This is a genomic window from Paracoccus sp. (in: a-proteobacteria) (assembly GCF_047973135.1).
GTDB lineage: Bacteria > Pseudomonadota > Alphaproteobacteria > Rhodobacterales > Rhodobacteraceae > Paracoccus.
Genome location: NZ_JBKEBL010000207.1, coordinates 1 through 25664, shown reverse-complemented (window position 1 = coordinate 25664; position 25664 = coordinate 1). Strand labels below are relative to the sequence as shown.

The 25664-nt window shown below is 63.6% G+C and carries 27 protein-coding genes; 16 read left to right on the top strand and 11 right to left on the bottom strand.

The window, feature by feature from the left end; translation table 11 throughout:
* Window positions 1-1133: elongation factor Tu (tuf, locus tag ACK5L9_RS16130; RefSeq protein ID WP_416912486.1), on the bottom strand; the 1133-nt coding region annotated here is incomplete at its 3' end.
* Window positions 1134-1360: 227 nt separating this feature from the next.
* Between tuf and ACK5L9_RS16125 the strand changes: the two genes are divergently transcribed.
* From ACK5L9_RS16125 to rpmG, 4 genes are all read left to right on the top strand, one after another.
* Complete coding sequence (locus tag ACK5L9_RS16125; protein WP_416912485.1) at window positions 1361-2212, top strand: tellurite resistance TerB family protein; 852 nt, start codon at window positions 1361-1363, stop codon at window positions 2210-2212.
* 141 nt (window positions 2213-2353) lie between these two features.
* Window positions 2354-2809 carry a c-type cytochrome gene (locus ACK5L9_RS16120; RefSeq protein ID WP_416912484.1) on the top strand — a complete coding sequence of 152 codons (456 nt, stop codon included), beginning with the start codon at window positions 2354-2356 and terminating at the stop codon, window positions 2807-2809.
* Complete coding sequence (locus ACK5L9_RS16115; RefSeq protein ID WP_416912483.1) at window positions 2809-3393, top strand: cytochrome b/b6 domain-containing protein; 585 nt, start codon at window positions 2809-2811, stop codon at window positions 3391-3393. The genes ACK5L9_RS16120 and ACK5L9_RS16115 overlap by 1 nt, the downstream gene beginning before the upstream one ends.
* A 175-nt stretch (window positions 3394-3568) precedes the next feature.
* Window positions 3569-3736 carry a 50S ribosomal protein L33 gene (gene rpmG / locus ACK5L9_RS16110; protein WP_022707377.1) on the top strand — a complete coding sequence of 56 codons (168 nt, stop codon included), beginning with the start codon at window positions 3569-3571 and terminating at the stop codon, window positions 3734-3736.
* Window positions 3737-3808: 72 nt separating this feature from the next.
* On the opposite strand, the gene ilvA is transcribed toward rpmG, so the two are convergent.
* From ilvA to cobU, 6 genes are all read right to left on the bottom strand, one after another.
* Window positions 3809-5056, bottom strand: coding sequence for a threonine ammonia-lyase IlvA (ilvA, locus tag ACK5L9_RS16105; protein ID WP_416912487.1), 1248 nt, complete (start codon window positions 5054-5056; stop codon window positions 3809-3811).
* Between the two features lie 87 nt (window positions 5057-5143).
* Window positions 5144-7006 (bottom strand): TRAP transporter large permease, encoded by a 1863-nt coding sequence (locus ACK5L9_RS16100; RefSeq protein ID WP_416912482.1) that lies wholly within the window; start codon window positions 7004-7006, stop codon window positions 5144-5146.
* Complete coding sequence (locus tag ACK5L9_RS16095) at window positions 7003-7638, bottom strand: TRAP transporter small permease subunit (protein ID WP_416912481.1); 636 nt, start codon at window positions 7636-7638, stop codon at window positions 7003-7005. Before ACK5L9_RS16095 ends, ACK5L9_RS16100 begins: the two co-directional genes overlap by 4 nt.
* A 126-nt stretch (window positions 7639-7764) precedes the next feature.
* A complete protein-coding gene (gene cobS / locus ACK5L9_RS16090; protein WP_416912480.1) occupies window positions 7765-8514 on the bottom strand; it encodes an adenosylcobinamide-GDP ribazoletransferase in 750 nt (249 codons plus the stop codon).
* Window positions 8471-9430: a nicotinate-nucleotide--dimethylbenzimidazole phosphoribosyltransferase gene (gene cobT, locus ACK5L9_RS16085; RefSeq protein ID WP_416912479.1), complete on the bottom strand. Its 960-nt coding sequence runs from the start codon at window positions 9428-9430 to the stop codon at window positions 8471-8473. Before cobT ends, cobS begins: the two co-directional genes overlap by 44 nt.
* Entirely contained in the window at window positions 9417-9950 is a 534-nt protein-coding gene (cobU, locus tag ACK5L9_RS16080) for a bifunctional adenosylcobinamide kinase/adenosylcobinamide-phosphate guanylyltransferase (protein ID WP_416912478.1), read from the bottom strand. Before cobU ends, cobT begins: the two co-directional genes overlap by 14 nt.
* Window positions 9951-10079: 129 nt before the next feature.
* On the opposite strand from cobU, the gene ACK5L9_RS16075 reads away from it, so the two are divergent.
* The 11 genes from ACK5L9_RS16075 to recR all read left to right on the top strand — a co-directional run bounded on the left by ACK5L9_RS16075 (window position 10080) and on the right by recR (window position 23053).
* Window positions 10080-11684: a peptide ABC transporter substrate-binding protein gene (locus tag ACK5L9_RS16075; protein ID WP_416912477.1), complete on the top strand. Its 1605-nt coding sequence runs from the start codon at window positions 10080-10082 to the stop codon at window positions 11682-11684.
* An 84-nt stretch (window positions 11685-11768) separates the two neighbouring features.
* Window positions 11769-12692, top strand: coding sequence for an oligopeptide ABC transporter permease OppB (gene oppB / locus ACK5L9_RS16070; RefSeq protein ID WP_416912476.1), 924 nt, complete (start codon window positions 11769-11771; stop codon window positions 12690-12692).
* Window positions 12693-12695: 3 nt separating this feature from the next.
* The gene (locus ACK5L9_RS16065) at window positions 12696-13622 is read left to right on the top strand and encodes an ABC transporter permease subunit (protein WP_416912475.1); all 927 of its coding nucleotides are present in this window, start codon (window positions 12696-12698) and stop codon (window positions 13620-13622) included.
* A gap of 1 nt (window position 13623) precedes the next feature.
* Window positions 13624-14619 (top strand): oligopeptide/dipeptide ABC transporter ATP-binding protein, encoded by a 996-nt coding sequence (locus ACK5L9_RS16060; RefSeq protein ID WP_416912474.1) that lies wholly within the window; start codon window positions 13624-13626, stop codon window positions 14617-14619.
* Window positions 14616-15653, top strand: a complete 1038-nt coding sequence (locus ACK5L9_RS16055; RefSeq protein ID WP_416912473.1) for an oligopeptide/dipeptide ABC transporter ATP-binding protein — start codon at window positions 14616-14618, stop codon at window positions 15651-15653. The genes ACK5L9_RS16060 and ACK5L9_RS16055 overlap by 4 nt, the downstream gene beginning before the upstream one ends.
* A 1-nt stretch (window position 15654) precedes the next feature.
* Entirely contained in the window at window positions 15655-17511 is a 1857-nt protein-coding gene (locus ACK5L9_RS16050; protein WP_416912472.1) for an ABC transporter ATP-binding protein, read from the top strand.
* Between the two features lie 91 nt (window positions 17512-17602).
* Complete coding sequence (locus ACK5L9_RS16045) at window positions 17603-19087, top strand: inorganic phosphate transporter (RefSeq protein ID WP_416912471.1); 1485 nt, start codon at window positions 17603-17605, stop codon at window positions 19085-19087.
* A gap of 307 nt (window positions 19088-19394) precedes the next feature.
* Window positions 19395-20177 carry a DUF1194 domain-containing protein gene (locus ACK5L9_RS16040; protein WP_416912470.1) on the top strand — a complete coding sequence of 261 codons (783 nt, stop codon included), beginning with the start codon at window positions 19395-19397 and terminating at the stop codon, window positions 20175-20177.
* A gap of 126 nt (window positions 20178-20303) precedes the next feature.
* Entirely contained in the window at window positions 20304-22100 is a 1797-nt protein-coding gene (locus tag ACK5L9_RS16035; RefSeq protein WP_416912469.1) for a DNA polymerase III subunit gamma/tau, read from the top strand.
* A 3-nt stretch (window positions 22101-22103) separates the two neighbouring features.
* Window positions 22104-22448, top strand: a complete 345-nt coding sequence (locus ACK5L9_RS16030) for a YbaB/EbfC family nucleoid-associated protein (protein ID WP_416912468.1) — start codon at window positions 22104-22106, stop codon at window positions 22446-22448.
* Between the two features lie 5 nt (window positions 22449-22453).
* Window positions 22454-23053, top strand: coding sequence for a recombination mediator RecR (recR, locus tag ACK5L9_RS16025; RefSeq protein ID WP_416912467.1), 600 nt, complete (start codon window positions 22454-22456; stop codon window positions 23051-23053).
* A gap of 110 nt (window positions 23054-23163) precedes the next feature.
* Here recR and ACK5L9_RS16020 read toward each other — a convergent pair whose 3' ends face one another.
* The 3 genes from ACK5L9_RS16020 to ACK5L9_RS16010 all read right to left on the bottom strand — a co-directional run bounded on the left by ACK5L9_RS16020 (window position 23164) and on the right by ACK5L9_RS16010 (window position 24511).
* The gene (locus ACK5L9_RS16020) at window positions 23164-23616 is read right to left on the bottom strand and encodes an Hsp20 family protein (protein WP_416912466.1); all 453 of its coding nucleotides are present in this window, start codon (window positions 23614-23616) and stop codon (window positions 23164-23166) included.
* A gap of 135 nt (window positions 23617-23751) precedes the next feature.
* Entirely contained in the window at window positions 23752-23991 is a 240-nt protein-coding gene (locus tag ACK5L9_RS16015; protein WP_416912465.1) for a YdcH family protein, read from the bottom strand.
* Between the two features lie 121 nt (window positions 23992-24112).
* Entirely contained in the window at window positions 24113-24511 is a 399-nt protein-coding gene (locus tag ACK5L9_RS16010; protein WP_416912464.1) for a hypothetical protein, read from the bottom strand.
* A 55-nt stretch (window positions 24512-24566) separates the two neighbouring features.
* Here ACK5L9_RS16010 and ACK5L9_RS16005 point away from each other — a divergent pair, with 55 nt between their 5' ends.
* Window positions 24567-25340 carry an alpha/beta fold hydrolase gene (locus ACK5L9_RS16005; protein WP_416912463.1) on the top strand — a complete coding sequence of 258 codons (774 nt, stop codon included), beginning with the start codon at window positions 24567-24569 and terminating at the stop codon, window positions 25338-25340.
* Window positions 25341-25346: 6 nt separating this feature from the next.
* On the opposite strand, the gene ACK5L9_RS16000 is transcribed toward ACK5L9_RS16005, so the two are convergent.
* The gene (locus ACK5L9_RS16000) at window positions 25347-25652 is read right to left on the bottom strand and encodes a hypothetical protein (RefSeq protein WP_416912462.1); all 306 of its coding nucleotides are present in this window, start codon (window positions 25650-25652) and stop codon (window positions 25347-25349) included.
* Between the last annotated feature and the right edge of the window lie 12 nt (window positions 25653-25664).

The following is a 25664-nucleotide window of genomic DNA, read 5'->3' as shown; positions in this document are numbered from 1 at the left end:
CCGCCTTCGCGGATGGCGAAGCGCAGTTTTTCTTCCATCGCGATCGGGGCGATCAGTTCGACCTCGAATTTCAGGTTGTCGCCCGGCATCACCATTTCCGTGCCCTCGGGCAGCTTCACCGTGCCCGTCACGTCCGTCGTGCGGAAGTAGAATTGCGGGCGATAATTCGCAAAGAACGGCGTGTGGCGGCCGCCTTCTTCCTTGGTCAGGATATAGGCCTCGGCCTCGAACTTGGTATGCGGCTTGACCGAGCCGGGCTTGCACAGCACCTGGCCACGCTCGACCCCGTCACGTTCGATACCGCGCAGCAGCGCGCCGATATTGTCGCCCGCCTCGCCGCGATCCAGCAGCTTGCGGAACATCTCGACGCCCGTGCAGGTGGTCTTTTTCGTCGCCCGGATGCCCACGATCTCAAGTTCGTCGCCCACGTTCACCGCGCCACGCTCGACCCGGCCGGTCACGACCGTGCCGCGACCCGAAATCGAGAAAACATCCTCGATCGGCATCAGGAACGGCTGGTCCACGGCACGCTCGGGCGTCGGGATATATTCGTCCACGGCCTTGATCAGTTCGCGGATCGAGCTTTCGCCGATCTCGGGCTGGGTGCCGTTCATCGCATGCAGGGCCGAGCCCTTGACGATCGGAATGTCATCGCCCGGATAGTCATAGCTGGACAGCAGCTCGCGCACTTCCATCTCGACCAGTTCCAGCAATTCCTCGTCATCCACCTGATCAACCTTGTTCAGGTAAACGACCATGAACGGAATGCCGACCTGACGGCCCAGCAGGATATGCTCGCGCGTTTGCGGCATCGGGCCATCAGCCGCGTTCACCACCAGAATCGCGCCATCCATCTGCGCCGCGCCGGTGATCATGTTCTTCACATAGTCGGCATGGCCGGGGCAGTCCACATGGGCATAGTGGCGGCTGTCGGATTCGTATTCGACATGCGCCGTCGAGATCGTGATCCCCCGCGCCTTTTCCTCGGGCGCGCCGTCAATCTGATCATACGCCTTGAAATCGCCGAAATACTTCGTAATCGCCGCCGTCAGCGTCGTCTTGCCGTGGTCAACGTGGCCGATCGTCCCGATATTGACGTGCGGTTTCGTCCGTTCAAACTTTGCCTTTGCCATAAGGGCCTCCTGATCGCGGGGCGTGGCACAGCGGGGCCCCAGATTAACGTGCGCCGCGATGTATAAGCCGGCGAAGGAAAAATCAAGGGGAAGCGGGCGTTCTTCATGCCATTCCACAGGCCCGCCCCGGCCAATATCCGCGAAAGCGCCGGGTTTGGGCTATTCCTTTACGGTTTTCGTGGTAAGCCTTGTGCCAGAAACGACATTTGCATGCCGGAGGAAGTCACATGAGCCTGATGAAGACATTTGCCCGCGTCGCTGCCGGGGTGATGCTGGCCAAGGGAATCGGCGCGGTCATGAAGAACCAGCAGAGCCGCGGCAGACGCCTTCCCGACGACCGCTCTGGCGGGCGTTCGGGCGGCGGATTGCTGGACGATCTTTTCGGGAACAATACCGGCGGCGACATTGGCGACCGTCTGGGCCAGGTTCTGGGCGGGCGCGGCACGCGGCGCTATGGCGGATCCGGCACGACGGGCGCGCAGGACGGTCTGGGCGGGCTGCTGGACAGCCTGACGCGGCAGTCGGGCGGCGGATTGCAGGGAAGCCGGCGGCAGGCCGGGAATGAGGGCTTGGGCGATCTGCTGGGGGGGATGCTGGGCGGGGCGGCGGGCGGCGGTCTGGCCCGTCAAGGATCCCAGCCTGCGAACGATGCCAGCTTTGGCGAATTGTTCAACGACGCGGTGATCCGCAACAACGAACCCGAAATCGCGCCGACGCCGGAACAGAACGCCATGGCCGGGCTGATGCTGAAGGCGATGATCCAGGCGGCAAAATCCGACGGTCGCATCGATGATGCCGAAAAGCAAAAGCTGATGGATCAGCTTGGCGACGATCTGGACGAAGAGGAACGCCGCTTCATCCGCGAACAGATGGCCGCCCCGGTCGATGCCGGGGCGCTGGCGCAAGAGGTACCACAGGGCTTTGAGGCGCAGGTTTATCTTGTATCGCTGCTGGCCATCGATTTCGACACGAAGGAAGAGGCGCGCTATCTGCACGCACTCGCGCAGGCACTGGGCCTTCAGACCCAAGCCGTAAACCAGATCCATGCCGAGGCCGGGGCACGGCCGCTCTATGACTAAGCAAGAAATTCACGCCCGGATAGCAAGGGCGTGATCGCGTCGGATCGCGATTGATCCCCCCGGTCAGCTTTGCCACAAAGACAATGCAGAAATTTATCTGCAATCCGTAAGGCCAGTCAACACACCTTTAAGGAGCAAGCCATGCGACTGACGACCTTGACCGCGGTGGTGGCCACCGCCGCCCTTCCGCTGATTGCCCACGCCGATGCCAATGAAGACGCCGTCGAGGCGCGTCAGGGCTTTTTCCAGATGCTGTCAATCAACATGGGCACGCTTGCCGGTATGGCCAAGGGCGAGATTGCCTATGACGAGGCCGTCGCCTCGACCGCTGCCGCCAATATCGAGGCGCTGACCCATTATCAGTTGCCGGGCCTGTTCCTTGAAGGAACCGCCGCCGGCACCATGCCCGATACCGGCGCTCTGCCCGCGATCTGGGAAAAGCCCGAGGATTTCGCCAGCAAGTTCGCTGGCCTGCAAGAGGCGGCGATGGGTGCCGCCGATGGCGTCAAGGGCGGACAGGGCAATATCGGCCCGGTCGTGCAAAAGCTGGGCGGCGCTTGCAAGGCCTGTCACGACGATTTCCGTCAGAAGAACTGATGGCCGAGGGTGAAGCCGAACGCGTCCGGGTCTGGGATCCGGCGCTGCGGCTGTTTCACTGGACGCTGGCCGCGCTGGTGATCGCGAACTGGCTGCTTGGCCAGTTCGGACCCAATGTCATGACCCTGCATTTCTGGCTGGGTTATGCGATCATCGCGCTGCTGGCGTTCCGGATCGTCTGGGGCTTTGTCGGCCCTGCTCCGGCGCGGTTTGCCAGTTTCGTCAAGGGGCCCGGCCCGATCCTCGGCTATCTGCGGCACATGTTCAGCCGCCAGCCAAGCCACTGGCCCGGCCACAACCCACTTGGGGCGCTGTCGGTCATTGCGATGCTGGCGGTGCTGATCCTTCAGGTCGCGACCGGCCTGATCTCGGACCCCGAGGATTTCATCAATGTCGGTCCGATGGCCGATCAGGTCAGCCACGCCACGGCGGTCAAGGCGGTTGGCTGGCACCATCTGGGTGCCGCGCTGATTCTGCTGCTGGTGCTGATGCATGTCGCGATCATCCTGTTCTATCGCCTGTGGAAGAATGAGGATCTGGTCCGCCCGATGATCACCGGCTGGAAATGGGTGCGCCGCAGATAGGCCCGCCCCGTGCTGTCGCCTGCCCGCCGGGCGACAGCGCCTTGCCGGACGCGGTCTGCACAAGGTTTTGCGCAGATTCGCGGTTGACTTCGCCCGGCACAGGACTAAAAGGCGGCTTCCACAGGAATTTCCACGGGGTCCGCATTCGTTTTGCCCCGCAGCAGGAGCAAGAGACATGGCGAAGCCGACGACCATCAAGATCCGCCTGAACTCGACCGCCGGGACGGGCCATTTCTACGTGACCAAGAAAAACGCCCGTACCATGACCGAAAAGATGACCGTCCGGAAATACGATCCGGTTGTGCGTCAGCATGTCGAGTACAAGGAAGGCAAGATCAAGTAAGATCTGCCCGATCCGCAAGGTAACGACAGGACCGCGCCCTTCCGGGACGCGGTCCTTTCGATTCCGTCAACATCAGACCAGCAACTCTGCCAGGATCCCGTCATTGGTGATGTCACGATAGGTGAACCCGCCCTGATCCAGCCGATGTTTCAGCGCAGTCAGGTTCCCCGGCTCGTTGCTTTCGATGCCAATCAGGATCGAACCGAAATTGCGCGCCGATTTCTTGAGATATTCGAATCGGGTGATATCGTCATTCGGTCCCAGCAGTTCAAGCAGTTCCCGCAATGCGCCCGGACGCTGGGGCATGCGCAGGACGAAATATTTTTTCACTCCGCTGAACCGCTGCGCGCGCTCTTTCACCTCGGGCAGACGTTCGAAATCGAAATTTCCGCCGGAACAGATGCAGACGACGGTCTTGCCCGACAAATCGCCAAGATCGCCCAGAATATCGACGGCCAGGGCACCCGCCGGTTCCAGAACGACGCCTTCTGTATTCAGCATCTCCAGCATGGTGCCGCAGATCCGGTCCTCGGGGGCAAGATGCACATCCTCGACGTCAAAGCGGCGCAGATCTTCGAATGGCAGGGCCCCGATCCGGGCGACGGCCGCGCCATCGACAAAGCTGTCCACGGCAGGCAGGGCAACCGGCGCACCGGCACGCAGCGCGGCTTGCAGGCTGGCCCCGCCAAGCGGTTCGGCGAAGGCAAAGCGGGTCGCGGGCGCGGTGTCGCGCAGATAGCGCGTCACCCCGGCCGACAGCCCGCCACCGCCGACTGGCAGCACCACCAGATCGGGCGCGCGGCCCATCTGTTGCAGCAGCTCAAGGCCGACGGTCGCCTGCCCCTCGATGATATCCTGCGCATCGAAGGGCGACAGGAACTGTGCGCCATGATCCAAGGCAAAGGCCTGCGAGGCGGCCAGAGTCTGATCGAAATAATCGCCGGTCAGCACGATCTCGATCGCGTCGCCGCCGAACACCCGCGTCTTGTCGATCTTTTGCTTCGGCGTCGTCACGGGCATGAAGATTGTGCCCTTCACGCCGAAATGACGGCAGGCAAATGCCACGCCCTGCGCATGATTCCCGGCGCTGGCGCAGACGAAATGCGCATTGCCTCCGGGGCCGTCCCCGATCAGCTTGCGCATTGCATTGAAGGCTCCGCGCAGCTTGTAACTGCGCACGGGCGTCAGATCTTCGCGTTTCAGCCAGATGTCGGCGCTGTGTTTGGCCGACAGGTGGTCGTTGCGTTGCAGGGGCGTCGGCTCGAACAGGTCGCGCAGGGCGATCTCGGCCAGACGGACAGAGGCGACAAAGTTTTCCATCATCCGCCAATCGCGCGAATATGCGGTTTTGGCAAGAGGCGGTTTCGCGATGGAAAAGGCCGGGTGTGTTGCCCGGCCCTGTCATGCCTAATTGCTGCCACCCAGTCCCGGAGGAGGCCCGCCAAGACCAAGGCCGCCCAAACCCCCGCCCTGCTGACTTTCGGGCGCAGGAGAAGGTTGTGCCGGGGCGGTTTCGCCACCACCGGACGGGGCACCGAAATTCGGCGTTCCGCCAAGGCCGCCAAGACCGCCGCCGGACGAGGATTCGCCGCCACCCGCAGGGGCCTGCCCGAAGGGCGAACCGCCCAGCCCGCCCAGTGCGCCGAACCCCCCGGATCCCCCGGACGGGATCTGGATCCGGACGTCCGACATGTTCACCGCAGGGCCCTTGTAATGCATGACAAGCTGCGGAAAGCTGATCACCACCGCAATCATCACGATCTGGATGAACACGAAGGGAACCGCGCCCCAATAAATCTGGCTGGTCTTGACCGGCTCCATCCGCTTGCCCGTGACCCGGTCCAGATAGGGGGCCTTGGGCGCGACGGATCGCAGATAGAACAGCGCAAAGCCGAAAGGCGGATGCATGAAGCTGGTTTGCATGTTCACGCCAAGGATGACGCCGAACCAGATCAGGTCGATGCCCAGGCTTTCGGCGGCAGGTGCCAGCAGCGGCACGATGATGAAGGCCAGTTCGAAGAAATCGAGGAAAAAGGCCAGCACAAAAACCAGCAGCGACACCGCGATCAGGAAACCGTATTCGCCCCCCGGCAGCGAGGTCAGCAGATGTTCCACCCACAGATGACCGTTCACGCCATAGAAGGTCAGCGAAAAGACCCGCGCGCCGATCAGAATGAACATCACGAAGGATGACAGCCGCGTCGTCGCCGCCAGCGCCTGACTGATCACGCCATAGTTCAGCCGCCGCTTTGCCCCCGCCAGGATCAGTGCGCCGACCGCGCCCATCGCGCCGCCCTCGGTCGGTGTGGCGATGCCCAGAAAGATCGTACCCAGCACAAGGAAGATCAGCGCCAGCGGGGGGATCAGCACGATGATGACCTGCTGTGCCAGACGCGACATCACGCCCGCTTTCATCGTCTTGTCCAGCACTGCCGCCGCATAAATGGCAACCACTGCGATTACCGCCGCCAGAATGTCGGCATCCTTGCCATAGGTCGGATGCAGCCAGTGCCAGCTTAGCCAGAACAGCCCACCCGCCGCCGCCAATGCAACCAGCAGCGAGGTGACGCCCGATCCCAGCGTCCGCGCCTCGGGCGGCAGGGCCGGCAGGGCACTGGGCCGGATGATCGACATCACGAAGATATAGCCCATATAGATGCCGGTCAGGATCAGGCCGGGGATCAGCGCGCCCTTGTACATGTCGCCCACCGACCGGCCCAACTGATCGGCCAGGACGATCAGCACCAGCGATGGCGGGATGATCTGCGCCAATGTCCCCGAGGCCGCAATAGTGCCCGAGGCGATCCGCCGGTCATAGCCGTATCGCAGCATGATCGGCAACGAAATCAGCCCCATCGCGATGACCGAGGCCGCCACAACCCCGGTCGTGGCCGCCAGCAGCGCGCCGACGATGATCACCGCATAGGCCAGACCGCCGCGCACCGGGCCGAACAACTGCCCGATCGTGTCCAGCAGATCCTCGGCCATGCCGGATTTTTCCAGCACAATGCCCATGAAGGTAAAGAATGGCACGGCCAGCAATGTCTCATTGGCGACGACCCCTCCGAAGAAACGGTCGGGTATCGCCCGAAGCAATGGCCAGCTCAGGTTGATCGAGCCGTTCGACAGCGGGGCCAGTTCGACCCCGACGATAAAGAACAACAGCCCGTTGGCACCCAGGGCAAAAGCGACCGGATAGCCCAGCAGCAGAAAGATCACCAGCGAAACGAACATGATCGGCGCCATGTTCTGCGCGATAAGTTCCATCATTTGCGGCTGTCTCCGCGCGGTTTGGTGCCGCCCTGCGCCTCGCCCTCAAGGGAAAAGCCGGCCATGGCCTTCAGGTTCTCGTCCACCTCGGGGGGGGCGTGATGACCCGTATCGGGGAAGGGGTCGGGGATGAGGCCGCGCATCACCGCGATTTTCTTGATGATTTCCGAAATGCCCTGAAAGAGCAGCAGCACGAAACCCGCGAACATCAGCGATTTGGCAGGCCACAGGATCAGCCCGCCCGCATTCATCGACATCTCGCCCGAATTGATGCTGCGCATCAGCCAGGGCCAGACCAGCCACAGCGTCAGCATCACTACCGGCATCAGGAAAAAGATCGTGCCCAGAAGGTCGATCCAGTGCTGGGTGCTGCGCTTCAGGCTGCCATACAGAATGTCGATGCGGATATGTTCGTTTTCCAGCAGCGTATAGGCCGCTGCCAGAAGGAATGCCCCGCCATAGAGGTACCACTGCAGTTCCAGCCAGGCGTTGGACGAAATGCTGAACACCTTGCGGACCACCGCGTTGACCGCGCTGACAAAGATCGCCAGCAGGATCAGCCACGAGGCGCTGCGTCCGATGACGGTATTGATGCGGTCGATACCGCGCGACAGGGCCAGAAGGCCGCCCATGTGAATACACTCCCTCAAACCTTGCCGACCGGAACGGACCCGCCGTGTCCACAGCATTTTCTGTATTGGTTCCGGGTATGCGCGATGGGTCTGACAGCGTCAAGAAATTCCACTGTGGACCCAGCGTCAAGCCGCACCGGTCAGTGCAAAGGCGACCAGCATCGCGGTCTCGGTCAGGACCGAGGCGGCACCCAGCACATCGCCGGTCTGCCCGCCCAGCCAGATCCGCGCGCGGATGATGACAAAGGCGATGACGGCCATCGCCGCCAGCAGCGCCAGCAGCGCGCCCTGCCCCGCCAGCGCCAGCGCCGCCAGCGCGATCAGCAGCGCCGCGATGACATTGCGCGCGCCGGGCGCACCCGCTGCCTTGCTCAACCCGTCGGGACGGGCCGGATGCATCGAGGCCATGGTCAGCACGATGCCGGTCCGCGCGCAGGAGGCTGCGACAATCAGTTGCACCGGCCCCAGTACGGTCAGCGCGGCGATCCGCAGCGCGCTGGTCGCGATCAGCGCCAGAACGCCATAGCTGCCGATCCGGGAATCGCGCATGATCCGCAACCGTTCCTCGCGGTCCCTTCCGCCCCCCGCATCGGCAAAATCGGCCAGCCCGTCCTCGTGCAGCCCCCCGGTAAACCAGACCGACAGCGCCAGCGACAATGTGGCCGTCAGCAGCGCCGGGCCGGGCAGCAGCAGGGGCAGCGAGGCCACCGCGCCGACAACCGCGCCCGCCAGCGGAAAGGACCAGGCGGACGCGCGCAGCGGCAGGATGCGCGCAGGAAGCGCACGCCCCAGCGGCAGGCGGGTCAGAAAGACCAGCGCCAGAACAAGCTGTTCAAGCCGGACCAATGCCCAGCTCGGCAAAGGTGGCCATGCCATTGTGGCACTCAATCGCCGCGCGCAGCACCATCAGCGCCACCGCCGCGCCCGAACCCTCGCCCAGGCGCATGTCCAGCGACAGGACCGGCGACATCTTCAGCGCCTCGATCAGGCGGCGATGGCCGGGTTCGGCGCTGGCATGGCCGATCAGGCAATGGGTCAGGGCCTGCGGATCGTCGCGGGTCAGCACCGAAGCCGCCGCCGTGCAGATAAAGCCGTCAAGGATGACCGGCAGTCCCAGTTCACGCGCCCGCAGCACCGCGCCGCAGATCGCCGCCTGTTCGCGCCCGCCAAACGCGGCCAGCGTCTCGCGCGCGGTGGCGGGCTGATGGCGGGCCAGTCCCTCGGCCACCGAACGGCGTTTGTTGGCCAGAATCTCGCCTGTGGCACCGGTGCCCGGTCCGACCCATTCATCCGCCCCGCCGCCGCAGACCGCAGCCGCCTGAATCGCCGCGATGGTCGAGTTGCCGATACCCATTTCGCCCAGGATCAGCACATCCGCATCCGCATCGACCGCAGCCGCCCCGGCGTCGATGGCCGCGTCAACCTCGGCTGCGGACATGGCCGGACCTTGGGTGAAATCGCCGGTCGGACGGTCAAGATCAAGCGACACGACCGACAGATCGGCCCCGGCGACGCGGCAAAGCTGGTTGATCGCCGCCCCGCCCGCATCGAAATTTTTGACCATCAGCGCCGTGACCTCGGCGGGGAACGGGTTGACGCCTTGCGCGACGATGCCGTGATTTCCGGCAAAAACAACGGCCTGCGCGCGGTCCAGCCGGGGGCGTGGATTGCCCTGCCAGCCCGCCATGAACACCGCCAAATCCTCCAGCCGGCCAAGCGAGCCCTGCGGCTTGGTCAGGCCGTTCTGCCATTCGCGCGCGGCATTCGCGGCCGTTTCGTCAAAAAATCTCATCCGTTCCGTTCCTTGCAGGTTTCAGCCGCAGCGGTTGACCACTGACCGCCATCCAGACCTCGTCGGCAATATCTGCCACCGCCTGATTCATCCAGCCATGCGCGTCACGAAACCGGCGTGCCGCAGCGTTGCCCGGCACGATTCCCAGCCCAAGTTCGTTCGTGACCAGCACAACAGGACAGGATTGCTGACGCAGCGTCGCGACCAACCCGTCTATATCCGCGTCGCCCATGCAATTGGACAGCCACAGCGTCAGGCAATCGACCAGCCGCACACCCTGCCCGTCGGTCCGCCCCAACGCCCCGGCCAGATCGCGCGGTTCCTCGACCGTGATCCAGCTTTCGCCCCGACGGCGTTGATGCAGCGCGATTCGTTCCGCCATTTCGCCATCGCGCGCCTCGGCCGTGGCGATATAGATGCGCGGGCCGGGCGGGTGGCGCATGACCATCCGCTCGGCCAGGGCCGATTTACCGGATCTGGCCCCTCCGGTCACAAGAGAAATATGGCCGCATTTCGTCATGCCGGACTGTTTTTCACAAGCCTGACGCGAAGAAAAGGCGTAACCCGGCTTTCTGCGCTATCATGGTTGCATTATCCATATGCGTCGCGGGCCAGTCCCGTCACCACGTTCAACCAGGAGGAATGTTGAATGATCCGAATCCTTGCCACAACTGCGCTGGTCGCCTCGCTTGCCCTGCCCGGCCTTGCCGCCACCCCCGCCGAGGGTGAAAAGCTGGCCGATAACCAAAGCCTCAACTTCTGGGTGCTGGACGCGATCAAATCGCTGGACCCGCACAAGAACACCGATGTCGAGGGCAGCCATGTCCTGCGTCAGTTGTTCGAAGGGCTGTTGAACGAGGACAAGACCGGCGCGATGGTGCCCGGCGTTGCCGAAAGCTATGACGTCAGCGACGACAAGCTGACCTATACCTTTCATCTGCGCGATGCCAAATGGTCGAATGGCGATCCGGTGACGGCGGGCGATTTCGTCTATGGCTGGCAGCGCGCGGCCAATCCGGCGACGGCATCCGAATATGCCTGGTTCATCGAACTGATGAACATCGTCAACGCGACCGAGGTGGTCAAGGGCGACAAGGCCCCGGAAGAACTGGGCGTCAAGGCGCTGGACGACAAGACCCTGCAGGTCACGCTGGCCACGCCGACCCCCTATTTCGTCAAGACGCTGGCCCATCCGACCACCTATCCGGTGAACCGCAAGGTGGTCGAGGAATTAGGCGATGACTGGACCAAACCCGGCAATCTGGTCGGCAATGGCGCCTACAAGCTGGACAGTCACGATCTGGGCGTGTCGCTGGTGGTGTCGAAGAATGACACGTACTGGGACGCGGATCACACGATCATCGACAAGGTCGATTTCATCACCGTGAACGACCAGAACATCGCCCTGACCCGCTATCTTGCAGGCGAGCTTGACTGGTTCGACCGGGTTCCCGCCGGTCAGTTCCCCAAGCTGCTGAAGGAATATCCCGATCAGGCGGTCAGCACCCCGCGCGCCTGTACCTATGGCTATCTGTTCAACCTGTCCGGCAAGGGCCCGGAATCGCTGAAAGATCTGCGGGTGCGGCAGGCGCTGTCCTATGCCGTGGACCGCGACATTGTCACCGACAAGATTCTGCAGGGCGGCCAGCACCCGGCCTATTACTGGACCAACGCGGCCATCGAGGGGTTCGAGGCCCCCGATATCGAAATGTCGCACTGGACCCAGGCCGAGCGTGTGGAAAAGGCCAAGGCACTGCTGACCGAGGCGGGTTATGGCCCCGACAACCCGCTGAAGCTAACCGTCCAGTACAACACCAGCGATGATCACAAGAAGCTGGCCATCGCCGTCCAGCAATTCTGGAAGGCCATCGGGGTCGATGTGACGCTGGCCAATTACGAATGGAAGGTACATACCGACCGGATGCAAAATCAGGATTTCGAGGTCGGCCGCGCTGCCTGGTGCGCCGATTATAACGAGGCCTCGACCTTTCTCGATTATTTCCGCACCGACGGTTATAACAACGGCAAATGGTCGAATGCCGATTTCGACAAGCTGCTGGCCGACGCCAGGGCGGCGGACAATGCTGCGGAACTCTACCAGCAGGCCGAACAGATCCTGATCGGTGACATGCCCCTTGTGCCGGTCTATCACTATGCCAACGCGATGATGGTCCGGCCCGACCTGCGCGGCATTCCCTATGACAACGCGATGTATAACTGGTACGCCAAGGACATGTATCGCGTCACCGAGTGATGCTGCCAATCCTGCGGGAAGGGGGCAGTCCCTTCCCGACCCCGACTCATTTGCCGACATTCCACGACAGGGAGCCCGCACCCGATGTTCGCATACGTCATGCGGCGGTTGGCGGTGGCGATACCCACGCTGCTGCTGCTGATCGTCTTTTCCTTCATCCTGATGCATCTGGCCCCCGGCGGGCCGTTCACACAGGAACGCGACCTGCCGCCGCAGGTTCTGGCCAATCTGAACGCGAAATACGGGCTGGATCAGCCGCTGTGGCAGCAATTGCAGACCTATCTTCAGGGCATCGTCCTGCATTTCGATTTCGGCCCCAGCTTCGTCTATCCCGATCTGACGGTGAACGAACTGATCGCCAAGGGTTTTCCGGTCACGCTGACCTATGGCTCGCTGTCCTTTGTGATGGCGGTGATCGTGGGTGTCACCCTGGGCGTGGTGGCCGCCATCTGGCACAATAGCTGGATCGACTATCTTGCAGTCGGCATTTCCATCGGCGCGCAGGTTCTGCCGAATTTCGTCATGGCGCCAATCCTGGTGCTGATCTTTACCCTGGGCCTGCGCCTGCTGCCCGGCGGCGGCTGGAGTTTCTCCGACCCCGCCTTCTGGATCATGCCGGTGATCGCGCTGTCAACCAGCTATATGGCCTCGATCGCGCGGATCACCCGCTCTTCCATGCTGGAGGTGCTGGGCTCCAACCATATTCGCACCGCCCGCGCCAAGGGCATGCCCGAACACCGCGTCATCCTGCGCCACGCGCTGAAACCCGCGATGCTGCCGGTGATCAGCTATCTGGGGCCGGTCTTCGTGTCGATGATCGTCGGATCCGTGGTGATCGACGTCTATTTCTCGACCGGCGGAATCGGCAAGGCCTTTGTCGATTCGGCGCTGAACCGGGACTATGCGGTGATGATGGGCGTGACGATCCTGATCGGCGCGCTGACCATCCTGTTCAATTTGCTTGTCGATATCCTCTATGCGTGGATCGACCCCAAGATCCGGTACTAGGCCATGGTGATCGAACAACAAAAGATGCAATCTCTGGCCGACCGCATGGCCGTGAACGAGGTCAGGGGCCGCAGCCCATGGGCCGACGCGCGCAGGCGGTTCGTGCGAAACAAGGCGGCGATGGCGGGGCTGGTCCTTCTGGTGCTGGTCACGCTGTTCGCCGTGTTCGGCAGTCATCTGGCCGCATGGTCGAATGACGAACCCGACTGGAACATCATGGGGCAGGTCGCCGATCTGGGCATGCCATCCATCGCCAACGGCCATTATTTCGGCACCGACGATCTGGGCCGCGATCTGTTCGCGCGCACCGTGCAGGGCACGCAGATCAGCCTGATGGTCGGGATCGTCGGCGCGGCCATCGCAGTGGTGGTCGGCACGCTTTACGGCGCGACGGCGGGCTATGTGGGCGGGCGGACCGATCAGGTCATGATGCGCGCCGTCGATATCCTGATGGCGATCCCCTACATGTTCGTGCTGATCCTGCTGCTGGTGATGTTCGGGCGGTCGATCTCGATGCTGTTTCTGGGCATCGGCCTGATTTCCTGGCTGGACATGAGCCGCATCGTCCGGGGCCAGACCCTGACCCTGAAGCACCGCGAGTTCATCGAGGCCGCCCGCGCCACCGGCGTGCCGTCATGGAAGATCATCCTGCGCCATATCGTCCCGAACCTGCTGGGCGTGGTCGCGGTCTATGCAACGCTGCTGGTGCCGCTGATGATCCTGACCGAAAGCTTCATCAGCTTTCTGGGTCTCGGCGTGCAGGAACCGCTGACAAGCTGGGGCGCGCTGATTTCCGAGGGCGCGGCCACGATGGCCTATGGCACGCTGTGGCAGCTTGGCTTTCCGCTGTTTTTCTTCTGCATCACGCTGTTCGGCTTTTTCTTCGTGGGCGACGGCCTGCGCGATGCGCTTGACCCGAAGGATCGCTGACATGGCCCTGCTGGAAATCACCAATCTGGATGTCCGCTTTGACACCAATGACGGCGAGGTGCGCGCCGTCAACGATGTCAGCCTGTCCGTCGATGCGGGCGAAACTCTGGGCATCGTCGGCGAATCGGGCAGCGGCAAATCGCAACTGTCCTTTGCCATCATGGGGCTGCTGGCAAAGAACGGCCGCGCCTCGGGCAGCGTGCTTTTCGACCGAGCCGAGATCCTGAACACGCCGCCAAAGGTGCTGAACCGGATCCGCGCCGAAAAGATCGCGATGATCTTTCAGGATCCGATGACCTCGCTGAACCCCTATATGCGGGTGGCCGACCAGATGGCCGAGGTGCTGACCCTGCACAAGGGCCTGTCAAAACGCGAGGCCGTGGCCGAATCCGTGCGCATGCTGGATGCGGTGAAAATCCCTGATGCGGCGCGGCGGGTGCGGCTTTATCCGCATGAATTTTCCGGCGGCATGCGCCAGCGGGTGATGATCGCCATGGCGCTGCTGTGCCGGCCGCAACTGCTGATCGCCGATGAACCCACGACCGCGCTGGATGTGACAGTGCAGGCGCAGATCATGCAGCTTCTGGCCGATCTGCAACGCGACTTTGGCATGGCGATGATCCTGATCACGCATGATCTGGGCGTCGTCGCCGGCGCATGCAGGCAGGTGGCCGTCATGTATGGCGGTCGCATCCGCGAGACGGGGCCGGTCGGGCCGTTGTTCCGCGAACCCGCCCACCCCTATACGCAGGGCCTGCTGGCTGCGATCCCGCGCATCGACCAGCCGGGCGACGAACTGGCCGCCATCCCCGGATCGCCGCCCAACATGACCCGACCGCCGCAGGGCTGCGCCTTCGAGCCGCGCTGCCCTTATCGCCGCGCGGGCTGCACAACGGAACGACCACAACTGGAACGCTTTGCCGATACTCGCGCCCGCGCCTGTTTTGCGCCCCTGCCCGACGTGCTGGCCCGTCGCACCACCGAGGAGATCGCATGACCATGACCGTGACCCGGCCCCTGCTGGACGTGCGCGACCTGCGCGTGACCTTTCAGATCCGGTCGCAGGGCGACATGCCCTGGACCGCCCGGCGCCCCCTGCATGCGGTGGGCGGCGTCGGTTTCACCCTGAATCCGGGCGAGACACTGGGCGTCGTCGGCGAATCCGGCTGCGGCAAATCGACGCTGGCCCGTGCGCTGATCGGGCTGGTGCCCGCGACCGGGCGGGCTGAATGGATCGACGGCAAGGATCTGATCGGGCTGACACCCCGGCAGATGATGCAGTACCGCAGCGACATCCAGATGGTGTTTCAGGATCCGCTGGCATCACTGAACCCGCGCATGACCGTGGGCCAGATCATCGCCGAGCCGCTGACCACCCATCACCCCGGCCTGTCGCGCCCCGATGTCCGCGACCGCGTCAAGGCGATGATGGACAAGGTCGGGCTGCTGCCGAATCAGATCAACCGCTATCCGCATGAATTCAGTGGCGGGCAGTGTCAGCGCATCGGCATCGCCCGCGCGCTGATCGTGGAACCAAAGCTGATCATCTGCGACGAACCCGTCAGCGCGCTGGATGTCTCGATTCAGGCGCAGGTGATCAACCTGCTGATCCGGCTGCAACGGGATCTTGGGCTGGCGCTGATCTTTATCGCCCATGACCTGAGCGTGGTGAAACATATCAGCGACCGGGTGATGGTGCTGTATCTGGGCAAGGTGATGGAGATCGCGCCGTCGGACGAATTATATGCCGCACCGCAGCACCCCTATACGCAGGCGCTGTTGTCTGCGGTGCCTGTGCCCGATCCCGATTACGACCCCGCCGCGACGGTGGTGCCCCTTGCAGGCGATCTGCCCTCGCCCATGGACCCGCCCTCGGGCTGCGTCTTTCGCACCCGCTGCCCGCGCGCGCAGGACACCTGCGCCGCACAGGTGCCTGCGCTGACGGGCGACGATCACCAGACGGCCTGCCATTTTCCCGGTCCTCTGACCGGCGAGGAAATCGCCCGCGCAAGACGGACCGAAGCCGCCTGACATGTCGTCCCTGCCCCAGCCCGACCCAAAGACCTATGCCGCGCGTTGGGCGGCGTTGAAGAATGTTCCGCCCTTTCTGGCGCTGATCTGGCGCGCCAGCCCCGGCCTGACGCTGGCGCTGATCCTGCTGCGGCTGCTGCGCGCCGTTACGCCCGTGTCGATGCTGTTGGTCGGCAAGCTGATCATCGACGAGGTGGTGCGCCTGTCCGCCCTGCCCGCGCCCCCCGGAACGCTGGGCGCGTGGTGGCAATCGGGGCTGGCGGGGCATCTGATCCTGCTGCTGGCGGCGGAACTGGGGCTGGCGCTGGCATCCGACCTGCTGGGACGGCTGATCACCTATGCCGACAGCCTGTTGCAGGAAAAGCTGGTCATCTCGCTGTCGATCCGGCTGATGGACCACGCGGCGGATCTGGATCTGGCCAGTTTCGAGGATGCAGGCTTTCAGGACCGGCTGGACCGTGCCCGCCGTCAGACCATGGGCCGCATCCCGCTGGTCGGGCAACTCATGCAGCAATTGCAGGACGGCGTAACGGTGATCAGCTTTGGTGCCGGGTTGATCGCCTATAACCCCTGGCTGGTGCTGTTGCTGCTGGCCGCCCTGATCCCGGCCTTTCTGGGCGAGGTGCATTTCAACGCCCTGACCTATGAAATGAACTGGCGCCGCGCCCCCGAGCGGCGCGAACGCGATTATCTGCGCATGATCGGCGCAACCTCGGAATCGGCGAAAGAGGTCAAGATATTCGGCCTGAACGGTTTCCTGCGCGACCGCTATCTGGAACTGGCGATGCGCTTCTATGCCGAAAACCGCACGATCCTGGGGTGGCAGTTGACGGTGATGGCGCTGCTGACCGGGCTGGGGACCGTCTGCTATTACGGGGCCTATCTGTGGATCATCGGGCGCACGCTGACGGGGCAGTTGTCACTTGGCGACCTGACCTTCCTGTCGGGCAGTTTCCTGCGCCTGCGCGGGCTGATCGAGGGGCTGCTGTCATCCTTTTCCAGCATGGCGGGGCAGGCCATGTATCTGGACGACCTTTACGGCCTTTTCCGCGAAAGGCCCGCCATCGCGTCACCGGACAACCCCCTGCCCGTCCCCGATCCGATCCGGCGGGGCATCTCGTTCGAGGATGTCGGCTTTCGCTATCCCGGTCAGGACCGTTGGGCGGTGCGCCACCTGTCCTTTCACCTGATCGCGGGCGAGACGGTGGCATTGGTCGGCGAGAACGGCGCGGGCAAGACCACCATCGTCAAGCTGCTGGCCCGTCTCTACGACCCGACCGAGGGGCGAATCCTGCTGGATGGGCGCGATCTGCGCGATTACGATCTGGACGGGCTGCGCGCCGCCATCGGGGTGATCTTTCAGGATTTCATCCGCTACGCGATGACCGCATCGGACAATATCGCCACCGGCCGGATCGAGGCCCGCGCCGACCGCCCCCGGATCGAGACCGCCGCCGGGCGTGCGCTGGCGGATCAGGTGATCGCCAGACTGCCCGCCGGATATGATCAGATGGTTGGCAAGCGTTTTGCGCGCGGGATAGAGCTGTCGGGCGGCGAGTGGCAGAAACTGGCCATCGCCCGCGCCTATATGCGCGACGCCCAACTGCTGATTCTGGACGAACCCACCGCCGCGCTGGATGCCCGCGCGGAATTTCAGGTGTTCCAGCGTTTCAGGGATCTGTCCACGGGGCGAACCGCCCTGCTGATCTCGCACCGGTTCAGCAGTGTGCGGATGGCCGACCGGATCATCGTGCTGGACAACGGCCGGGTCGAGACGACCGGAAGCCACGATCAGCTTGTCGCAACCGAAGGACGCTACCGCGAGCTGTTCGAGCTGCAAGCTCAGGGCTATCGCTGAGGCGCGCGTGTGCCGGACATTTTTGTGACTGACCGGTTGCCTTGGCCCGAAAAGCCGCCTAACCACCCAACCGCGAAACCAAGGGGACATCATGGCCCAGAACGACTTCGACCCCCGCCACCTTGAAACGCTGGACCGCGACCTGGGGCGATTCTCGTTTCTCGAATCGGCGGCGTCCCTTGCGGGCAAGCCTCTGGTCGGACCCGGCATCGGGCTGGTGTTCATCATGCTGGCCGCGCTGGCCTCGGCGCTGTTTCTGGGACAAGGCAGCAACAACCTGCTGGTTGTCGTCGCCGCCGGGTTCGGTGCCTATATGGCGCTGAATATCGGGGCCAACGATGTCGCCAACAACATGGGACCGGCAGTCGGTGCCAACGCGCTGACCATGGGCGGCGCCATCGCTATCGCCGCGATCTTTGAAAGCGCGGGGGCGCTGATCGCGGGGGGGGATGTCGTCTCGACCATTTCAAAAGGGATCATCGCGCCCGACAGCATGGCGGACGAACAGATCTTCATCTGGGCGATGATGGCCGCGCTGCTGGCCTCGGCGCTGTGGATCAACCTTGCCACATGGATCGGCGCGCCGGTCTCGACCACGCATTCGGTGGTGGGCGGGGTCATGGGCGCGGGCGTGGTCGCCGCAGGTTTCGGTGCCGTAAGCTGGGGCAAGATGGGGGCCATAGCCGCAAGCTGGGTCATCTCGCCCGCGCTGGGCGCGCTGATCGCCGCCGGCTTTCTGTGGCTGATCAAGGCGCGCATCATCTATCGCGACGACAAGATCGTGGCCGCCCGCGTCTGGGTGCCGGTGCTGGTCGGCATCATGTCGGGCACGTTCGCGGCGTATCTGGCGCTGAAAGGGCTAAAGCATCTGATCAGAATCTCGTTCGGGCACGCGCTGCTGATCGGGCTGGCCCTGGGCGTGCTGACATGGCTGATCATGATCCCGGTGGTCCGCCGCCAGTCGCAGGGGCTGGAAAACCGCAACAAGTCGCTGAAGGTACTGTTCGGCATTCCGCTGGTGGTATCCGCCGCGTTGCTGAGTTTCGCGCACGGGGCCAATGACGTGGCCAATGCCGTCGGGCCGCTTGCCGCCATCGTCGCCGCCTCGCAGCACGGTGCCTTTGCCAGCTCGGTCTCGATTCCCGCCTGGGTCATGCTGATCGGAGCCTTTGGCATTTCCTTCGGCCTGTTCCTGTTCGGACCAAAGCTGATCCGCATGGTCGGCAGCCAGATCACCAAGCTGAACCCGATGCGCGCCTATTGCGTGGCACTGTCCGCCGCGATCACCGTCATCGTGGCAAGCTGGCTGGGCCTGCCCGTCAGTTCCACCCATATCGCCGTGGGCGCGGTCTTTGGCGTCGGCTTCTTTCGCGAATGGGATTCCGAACGCCGCTTGCGCAAGGCCGCAATGGCCATCCCCGACCGCCCCGCCGTGTCCCCCGAGGAACGCCGCCGCCGCAAGCTGGTCCGCCGTTCGCATCTGCTGACCATCGCCGCCGCCTGGATCGTCACAGTTCCCGCCGCCGCGATTCTGTCGGCGCTGATCTTCCTGATCATCGGTCAGCTTCTGTCCTGATCCGGACCGCAAGCCGACCCATTTCGAATCGCCCTTCACCCAAGATCGATTCACATTTGTATATATCAAATAGCCGCACCGATTATTGTATGCGCTAATATTCCTTTGGGCTGTGCTTCATATTATATTTCACGCAAAAGCTGTATTGATCAATCTGTGGTAGAAAAATTCTGATTTTTTTCTACATGAATTTCAGTGGCATATTCGAAATTACAATTCGAACCTTCTGAATTTTTACCATACATTAAAAAAGGCGCAAACGCGCTGACAACCCAGTTTTTATTGCCATCTTTATCAGGAAAAATCTATGAAAGTTTACCTTGCATCCGCCCTGCTTGCCAGTACGCTTGCCCTGTCGTCGCTGAATACCGCAAGCGCGGCCACCGTCGTGGACACCGAACTGTCACTGCTGATCGACGTGTCCGGCAGCGTCAATACCACCGAATTCAACCTGCAACGTCAGGGCTACGTGGATGCGTTCCGCGATACGGCGATCCAGAACCTGATCACCGACACCGATGGCGGAACCCGCCTTGGCAATATCGCGGTCAATGTCGTCTACTGGGCCTCCTCTGCCGTCGAGGTTCTGCCCTGGACGCTGATCAACAGCGCGGCCACAGCCAACAGCTTTGCGGATACGCTGAACGGGTTGACAAGCCGCGCAGGCACCGGCAATTCAACCGCTCCGGGAACGGCGATCAATTACGCGCTGAACAGCCTGAACGCCAATGATTTCGACGGCAATCGCGTGGTTATCGACGTGTCTGGCGACGGCAGCGAAAACACCGGTGCCAACACCGCCGCCGCGCGCGACGCGGCCATTGCGGGGGGCGTGGACCGCATCAACGGCATTGCCATCCTGGACGGCTATCCCTCGCTTGAGACCTGGTACAACGACAATATCAAGGGCGGAACCAACGGCTTTGTGCTGACCGCCAACGATTTCAACGATTTCGGCAACGCCATCAGGAAAAAGCTTGGCTATGAGATCGCGAACAGCACGCCGGCTATCCCGCTGCCCGCCGCCATCTGGCTTCTGGGTGGTGCGGTGGGCGGGCTTGGCCTGATGCGCCGCCGCTCGCGTGGCTGAGTCAGGGATTTCCCGCCTCCTCCCACAGAGGGGCACCGCTTGCCGGTGCCCCTTCCCGATTCCGTCGCCCTTGCCGTGCCGGGCCGCAGCGACTAGGGTCTGACCGACCCTGACACGGACCCGCAGATGCAAGCCGACAACGCCCAACCCGCCTATCAGGTTCTGGCGCGGAAATACCGCCCCGAAACCTTTGCCGATCTGGTCGGGCAGGATGCGATAGTGCGCACGCTGAAGAATGCCTTCGCTGCCGAACGCATTGCGCAGGCCTTTATCATGACCGGCATCCGGGGAACGGGCAAAACCACCACCGCCCGGATCATCGCCAAAGGCATGAACTGCGTCGGCCCTGACGGTCAGGGTGGCCCCACGACCCAGCCTTGCGGGGTCTGCGAGCATTGTGTGGCGATCACCGAGGGTCGGCATGTCGATGTGCTGGAAATGGACGCAGCCAGCCGCACCGGCGTGAACGACATCCGCGAGATCATCGAAAGCGTGCATTACCGGGCGGCCAGCGCGCGCTACAAGATCTATATCATCGACGAGGTTCACATGCTGTCCACCAGCGCCTTCAACGCGCTGTTGAAGACGCTTGAGGAACCGCCCCCCCATGTGAAATTCATCTTCGCCACCACCGAAATTCGCAAGGTGCCGGTGACGGTTTTGTCGCGCTGTCAGCGGTTCGACCTGCGCCGCATCGAACCCGAGGTGATGATCGCCCTGCTGCGCCGCATCGCGGCGGCCGAGAACGCGCAGATCACCGATGACGCGCTGGCCCTGATCACCCGCGCCGCCGAAGGCAGTGCCCGCGACGCGACCAGCCTGCTGGATCAGGCGATCAGCCATGGCGCGGGCGAAACAACCGCCGATCAGGTCCGCGCCATGCTTGGCCTTGCCGACCGGGGCCGCGTCATCGACCTGTTCGAGATGATCCAGCGTGGCGATGCAGCGGCGGCCCTGACCGAGCTTCAGTCACAATATGCTGACGGTGCCGATCCGGTGGCCGTTCTGCGCGATCTGGCCGAGATCACGCATTGGGTGTCGGTCGCCAAGATCACGCCCGAGGCCATCGACGATCCGACAGTCTCGCCGGACGAACGCACGCGGGGGCAGGCGCTGGCGGGCAGGCTGCCGATGCGGGTGCTGACGCGGCTGTGGCAGATGCTGCTCAAATCGCTGGACGAGGTCTCTGCCGCGCCCAATGCCATGATGGCCGCCGAGATGGCGCTGATCCGGCTGACCCATGTGGCCGATCTGCCCGACCCCGAGGCGCTGATCCGCAGGATCCGGCAGGCGCAGGCGGCGGGCGATTTCACGCAGCAAACCGCGCCATCGGGCACCGCTCCGCAGCACGCGCCGCGCGCCGCGCGCCCTGCCACCCCCGCGGTGGCGGTGCAGCCCTCGGGCGCGGCAACGGCCATGTCACTGGCCGTTGCCCCCGACGCTTTCGCGGCCTATCCCGATTTTGCATCGGTGGTCGATCTGATCCGCCGGATGGGCGACATGCTGCTGCTGATGCAGGTCGAAAACCACGTCGCGCTGGTCCGTTATTCCCCCGGACGAATCGAGTTCGAGCCGCGCGGCAACGCCCCTGCCGATCTGGCGCAGAAACTGGCCGAGCGTCTGCGTGGCTGGTGCGGCGGCCAAAGGTGGGGAGTATCGGTCACAGGCTCGGGCGGCGCGCCGACCCTCGCCGAAATCCGCACGACGGAACAGAATGCCGCCCGCGAACGGGCGCTGAATCTGACCATCGTGCAGCAGGTTCTGGCAGCCTTTCCCGCTGCGCGCCTGACCAATGTGACAAGGATCGCCCCCGATCCGGTCATCACCCCCGAGATCGCCGCCGAAGGCGCGGCGAACCCGCATGACACCCAGGGCCCCGTCGCCGAAGTCGAGGAATGGGATCCGTTCGAGGATGAGGATTAAGACATGATCAAGGGTTTGGGCGGTCTTGGCGACATGACCAAGATGATGAAAGCCGCCAAGGACATGCAGGACCGGATGCAGCAGATGCAGGACGATCTGGCGCGCATCACGGTGATCGGCGAATCTGGTGCCGGCCTGGTCAAGGCCACCTGCACCGCCAAGGGCGAACTGACCGCGCTGGATATCGACCCGTCGATCTTTCAGCCTTCGGAAAAAGAGGTGGTCGAGGATCTGATCCTCGCGGCCATCAAGGACGCACAGCGCCGCGCGCAGGACAGGATGCAAGCCGAAATGGCCCGCATTACCGAAGATCTGGGCCTGCCCCCCGGCATGAGCCTGCCCTTCTGACGCATATGGCCGAAGGCAGCGACGACATTCAGGCGCTGATCGCGCTTATGGCGCGGCTGCCCGGCCTCGGGCCGCGCTCGGCCCGGCGCATCGCGCTGCACCTGATCCGCAAACGCAATGGCCAGATGATCCAGCTTGCAAGACTGCTGGACAGCGTTGCCAGCCAGTCGCGCGAATGCCTGACCTGCGGCAATATCACCGACCGCGACGAATGCGCGATCTGCACCGACCCGGCGCGGGCGAACGGGGAAATCTGCGTGGTGCAGGATGTCGCCGATCTTTGGGCGCTGGAACGTGGGCGCACCTTTCGCGGCCGCTATCATGTGCTGGGGGGCACGCTGTCGGCGCTGGACGAAATCGGCCCCGAGGATCTGGGCATCCCCGCCCTGATCGACCGCATCGCACGCGACCGCATCTCCGAGGTGATTTTGGCCCTGAACGCCACGGTGGACGGCCAGACCACGGCGCATTACATCGCCGACGCGCTGGCGGGAACCGGCGTGACGGTGACAGGCCTCGCGCAGGGGGTGCCCATCGGGGGCGAACTCGACTATCTCGACGACGGCACGATCAGCGCCGCCCTGCGCGCAAGGCGACGCCTGTAGCAGCAGGCCCCGCAGGGGCGACAACCCGCCCTGTGCCGATCCCGGACCGGCACCCATGCAGGGGGTCCGGGGGGCGCACAGCTCCCCCGGCCATCGCGGGACGCAAAGGATCAGGCGTCCAGCTTCTCCACCTTTGCGGCGCTTCTGGCAATCTCGATCCGGCGGGGTTTCAGCGCCTCGGGAATCTCGCGAATCAAATCGACATGCAGCATACCATCGACATGGCTGGCACCATCAACGCGAACATGGTCGGCAAGGGTGAATTTGCGCTCGAAGGCACGGGTGGCGATGCCGCGATGCAGATAGACGCGCCCGCCATCCTCATCGGCCTTCCTGGCCGAAACGATCACCGCGCCATCGCGCATCTCGACATTCAGATCACCGGGGGCAAAGCCAGCAACGGCGATCGAGATGCGATAGCTGTCATCGCCAGTTTTCTCGATGTTATAGGGGGGATAGGTCGGGGCTGCCACATCTGCGGACAGGGCACGGTCCATCACATCGGCCAGCCGGTCAAAACCCACCGAGGCACGATACAGCGGGGTCAGGTCGAAATTGCGCATCAGTCACATCCTTTCATAAGCGATGCCATGAATGCCCCCCGTCAGCCGGGCGGGCGTCCCGCCGACGCCGCTTTGGGCCGCCGACAGGACAGATGTGGGTGCGGATCGGCGGCGTTCAAGCCCCCAACGCCCTGTTTATGCGTGATGGGTCAGCGCGTGGGCGATCTGATCCTTCAGATGTGCGCGCTTGCGGCGCAGCCCCTTCTCGGCTTCTTCTGTTATCGGCGTCACCGAGGTTTCCGCGTTATGCACCTGATCGTTGATCTGGTCATATTCCTCAAGCAGCCGCGCGAAATGCGCATCTTTCAGCTTCAGTTCGTGGATGCGCGGGCCTGCGGCGGGAAATTCCTCATGAATGCTATGCGGGGTCGCCATGAAATCCTCCATTTACACAAATACATGCGGTCCCTCGACCTAAACAGCCGCAGCCGGGCTTTCAAGCAGTCGGACGGCGACAACGCCGGATGCGGCATTCCGCCGCAGCCCGGTCGCGCGGCTACAGATGCCCCTGCCGTATCAGAATCCAGACGATCCCCGCACCCAGAACCAACAGGCCAAAGGCCACCGATGCGGCAAAATTCAGCGTCCGGTTGCGCAGCCGCCCGAACTGGCCAAGCTGACCAAGATAGGCCACCAGCACATTGCGCGCCCGCGACAACGCTGCCAGATCCAATTGCCGGGCAACCTTGGGCTGGGCGCTCAGCCGGTCGGCATCGGCCAGCGCACGGGCGGGTTTGCGCAGCCTGCGCGGCAGGGCCGCGCCGCGACGGCGCAGCATCTGATCCAGGCTTGGCCGCTCGCCCCGCCGCGCGCCGCCAAAGCGATCCGCGATCAGCCGGGCCACCTCGTCCGCCATACGGCGAATTTCGTCGATATTCGGTGTGTCGCTGCTCATACCGGGCAGCATAGACGGGATGGCGCAGGCGTTCCAGTCGGCATAAGCTGTGCGGATGAAGCTCGAACGTATCGTCACAGGCACCGACGCGGGCGTGCCTATCCTTCTGGTGCATGGCCTGTTTGGTCAGGGCCGCAATCTGGGTGCCATCGCCCGGCGGCTTGCGGAAACCCGCCGGGTGATTGCCGTCGATCAACGCAATCACGGCAACAGCCCGCACAGCGCCGATCACAGCTATCAGGATATGGCGGGGGATCTGGCGGAAATCATTGCCGAATATGGCGGCAGAGTCGATCTGGCCGGGCATTCGATGGGCGGCAAGGCGGCGATGCTGCTTGCGCTGACGCGACCCGAATTGCTGCGCAAGCTGGTGGTGATGGACATCGCACCCGTCGCCTATGCCCATAGCCAGAACCACCTGATCGATGCGTTGGAGGCCACGGATCTGACCGGCCTGACCCGGCGCAGCGATGCCGACCGGCGGCTGGCCGAAATGGTCCACGCCCCCGGCCTGCGCGCCTTTCTGCTGCAATCGCTGGATCTGAAATCCGATCCGCCGCGCTGGCGCCTGAACCTGCCCGTGCTGCGCGACTGGATGGAACGCACGACCGGCTGGCCCGACGGCCTGCCGCGGGCGACTTTCGGCGGCCCTGTGCTGTTCATGGCGGGGGCCGATTCGGATTATGTCGATCAGGCGGGCGAAGCCGCGATGCGCAGCTATTTTCCGCAGGCGCGGCTGGTACGGCTGAAGAATGCCGGGCACTGGATGCATGCCGACGCGCCCGAGGCCGTGGCCAGCACCCTTGCGGCCTTTCTGGGCAATGGCTGACCCCCTTCAGCAGATCAGATCCAAATTCGCGACGCCGGTATCGCCGGGGATTTTCGTGGTGATGCTGCCCGGAACGACCCGGCACCCGGTCGCCTGCGCCGCCGCCTGTTCCATCAGCGATTGCACGCCCCCGTGACTGCCGGGGGCAAGCGCCGTCATACGGATCACCTGCGCCTGATCGCCCTTGCGGTAAACCACAAAGTCGATCCCGCCCAAGGTCACGCGGAACTTGTCCGCCCCGAACATGTCAGGACCGGGCGAGGCGCAAGCACATGAAAGCACCAGCATGGCAAGGCAAAGAAATCGGTTCATTCGCCGATCATT

Excerpts from the sequence above, each read along its gene's own strand:
- ACK5L9_RS16125 (WP_416912485.1), top strand. The coding sequence starts at position 1,361 with ATGAGCCTGATGAAGACATTTGCCCGCGTCGCTGCCGGGGTGATGCTG.
- ACK5L9_RS16120 (WP_416912484.1), top strand. The coding sequence starts at position 2,354 with ATGCGACTGACGACCTTGACCGCGGTGGTGGCCACCGCCGCCCTTCCG.
- ACK5L9_RS16115 (WP_416912483.1), top strand. The coding sequence starts at position 2,809 with ATGGCCGAGGGTGAAGCCGAACGCGTCCGGGTCTGGGATCCGGCGCTG.
- rpmG (WP_022707377.1), top strand. The coding sequence starts at position 3,569 with ATGGCGAAGCCGACGACCATCAAGATCCGCCTGAACTCGACCGCCGGG.
- ilvA (WP_416912487.1), bottom strand. The coding sequence starts at position 5,056 with ATGGAAAACTTTGTCGCCTCTGTCCGTCTGGCCGAGATCGCCCTGCGC.
- ACK5L9_RS16100 (WP_416912482.1), bottom strand. The coding sequence starts at position 7,006 with ATGATGGAACTTATCGCGCAGAACATGGCGCCGATCATGTTCGTTTCG.
- ACK5L9_RS16095 (WP_416912481.1), bottom strand. The coding sequence starts at position 7,638 with ATGGGCGGCCTTCTGGCCCTGTCGCGCGGTATCGACCGCATCAATACC.
- cobS (WP_416912480.1), bottom strand. The coding sequence starts at position 8,514 with ATGGCATGGCCACCTTTGCCGAGCTGGGCATTGGTCCGGCTTGAACAG.
- cobT (WP_416912479.1), bottom strand. The coding sequence starts at position 9,430 with ATGAGATTTTTTGACGAAACGGCCGCGAATGCCGCGCGCGAATGGCAG.
- cobU (WP_416912478.1), bottom strand. The coding sequence starts at position 9,950 with ATGACGAAATGCGGCCATATTTCTCTTGTGACCGGAGGGGCCAGATCC.
- ACK5L9_RS16075 (WP_416912477.1), top strand. The coding sequence starts at position 10,080 with ATGATCCGAATCCTTGCCACAACTGCGCTGGTCGCCTCGCTTGCCCTG.
- oppB (WP_416912476.1), top strand. The coding sequence starts at position 11,769 with ATGTTCGCATACGTCATGCGGCGGTTGGCGGTGGCGATACCCACGCTG.
- ACK5L9_RS16065 (WP_416912475.1), top strand. The coding sequence starts at position 12,696 with ATGGTGATCGAACAACAAAAGATGCAATCTCTGGCCGACCGCATGGCC.
- ACK5L9_RS16060 (WP_416912474.1), top strand. The coding sequence starts at position 13,624 with ATGGCCCTGCTGGAAATCACCAATCTGGATGTCCGCTTTGACACCAAT.
- ACK5L9_RS16055 (WP_416912473.1), top strand. The coding sequence starts at position 14,616 with ATGACCATGACCGTGACCCGGCCCCTGCTGGACGTGCGCGACCTGCGC.
- ACK5L9_RS16050 (WP_416912472.1), top strand. The coding sequence starts at position 15,655 with ATGTCGTCCCTGCCCCAGCCCGACCCAAAGACCTATGCCGCGCGTTGG.
- ACK5L9_RS16045 (WP_416912471.1), top strand. The coding sequence starts at position 17,603 with ATGGCCCAGAACGACTTCGACCCCCGCCACCTTGAAACGCTGGACCGC.
- ACK5L9_RS16040 (WP_416912470.1), top strand. The coding sequence starts at position 19,395 with ATGAAAGTTTACCTTGCATCCGCCCTGCTTGCCAGTACGCTTGCCCTG.
- ACK5L9_RS16035 (WP_416912469.1), top strand. The coding sequence starts at position 20,304 with ATGCAAGCCGACAACGCCCAACCCGCCTATCAGGTTCTGGCGCGGAAA.
- ACK5L9_RS16030 (WP_416912468.1), top strand. The coding sequence starts at position 22,104 with ATGATCAAGGGTTTGGGCGGTCTTGGCGACATGACCAAGATGATGAAA.
- recR (WP_416912467.1), top strand. The coding sequence starts at position 22,454 with ATGGCCGAAGGCAGCGACGACATTCAGGCGCTGATCGCGCTTATGGCG.
- ACK5L9_RS16020 (WP_416912466.1), bottom strand. The coding sequence starts at position 23,616 with ATGCGCAATTTCGACCTGACCCCGCTGTATCGTGCCTCGGTGGGTTTT.
- ACK5L9_RS16015 (WP_416912465.1), bottom strand. The coding sequence starts at position 23,991 with ATGGCGACCCCGCATAGCATTCATGAGGAATTTCCCGCCGCAGGCCCG.
- ACK5L9_RS16010 (WP_416912464.1), bottom strand. The coding sequence starts at position 24,511 with ATGAGCAGCGACACACCGAATATCGACGAAATTCGCCGTATGGCGGAC.
- ACK5L9_RS16005 (WP_416912463.1), top strand. The coding sequence starts at position 24,567 with ATGAAGCTCGAACGTATCGTCACAGGCACCGACGCGGGCGTGCCTATC.
- ACK5L9_RS16000 (WP_416912462.1), bottom strand. The coding sequence starts at position 25,652 with ATGAACCGATTTCTTTGCCTTGCCATGCTGGTGCTTTCATGTGCTTGC.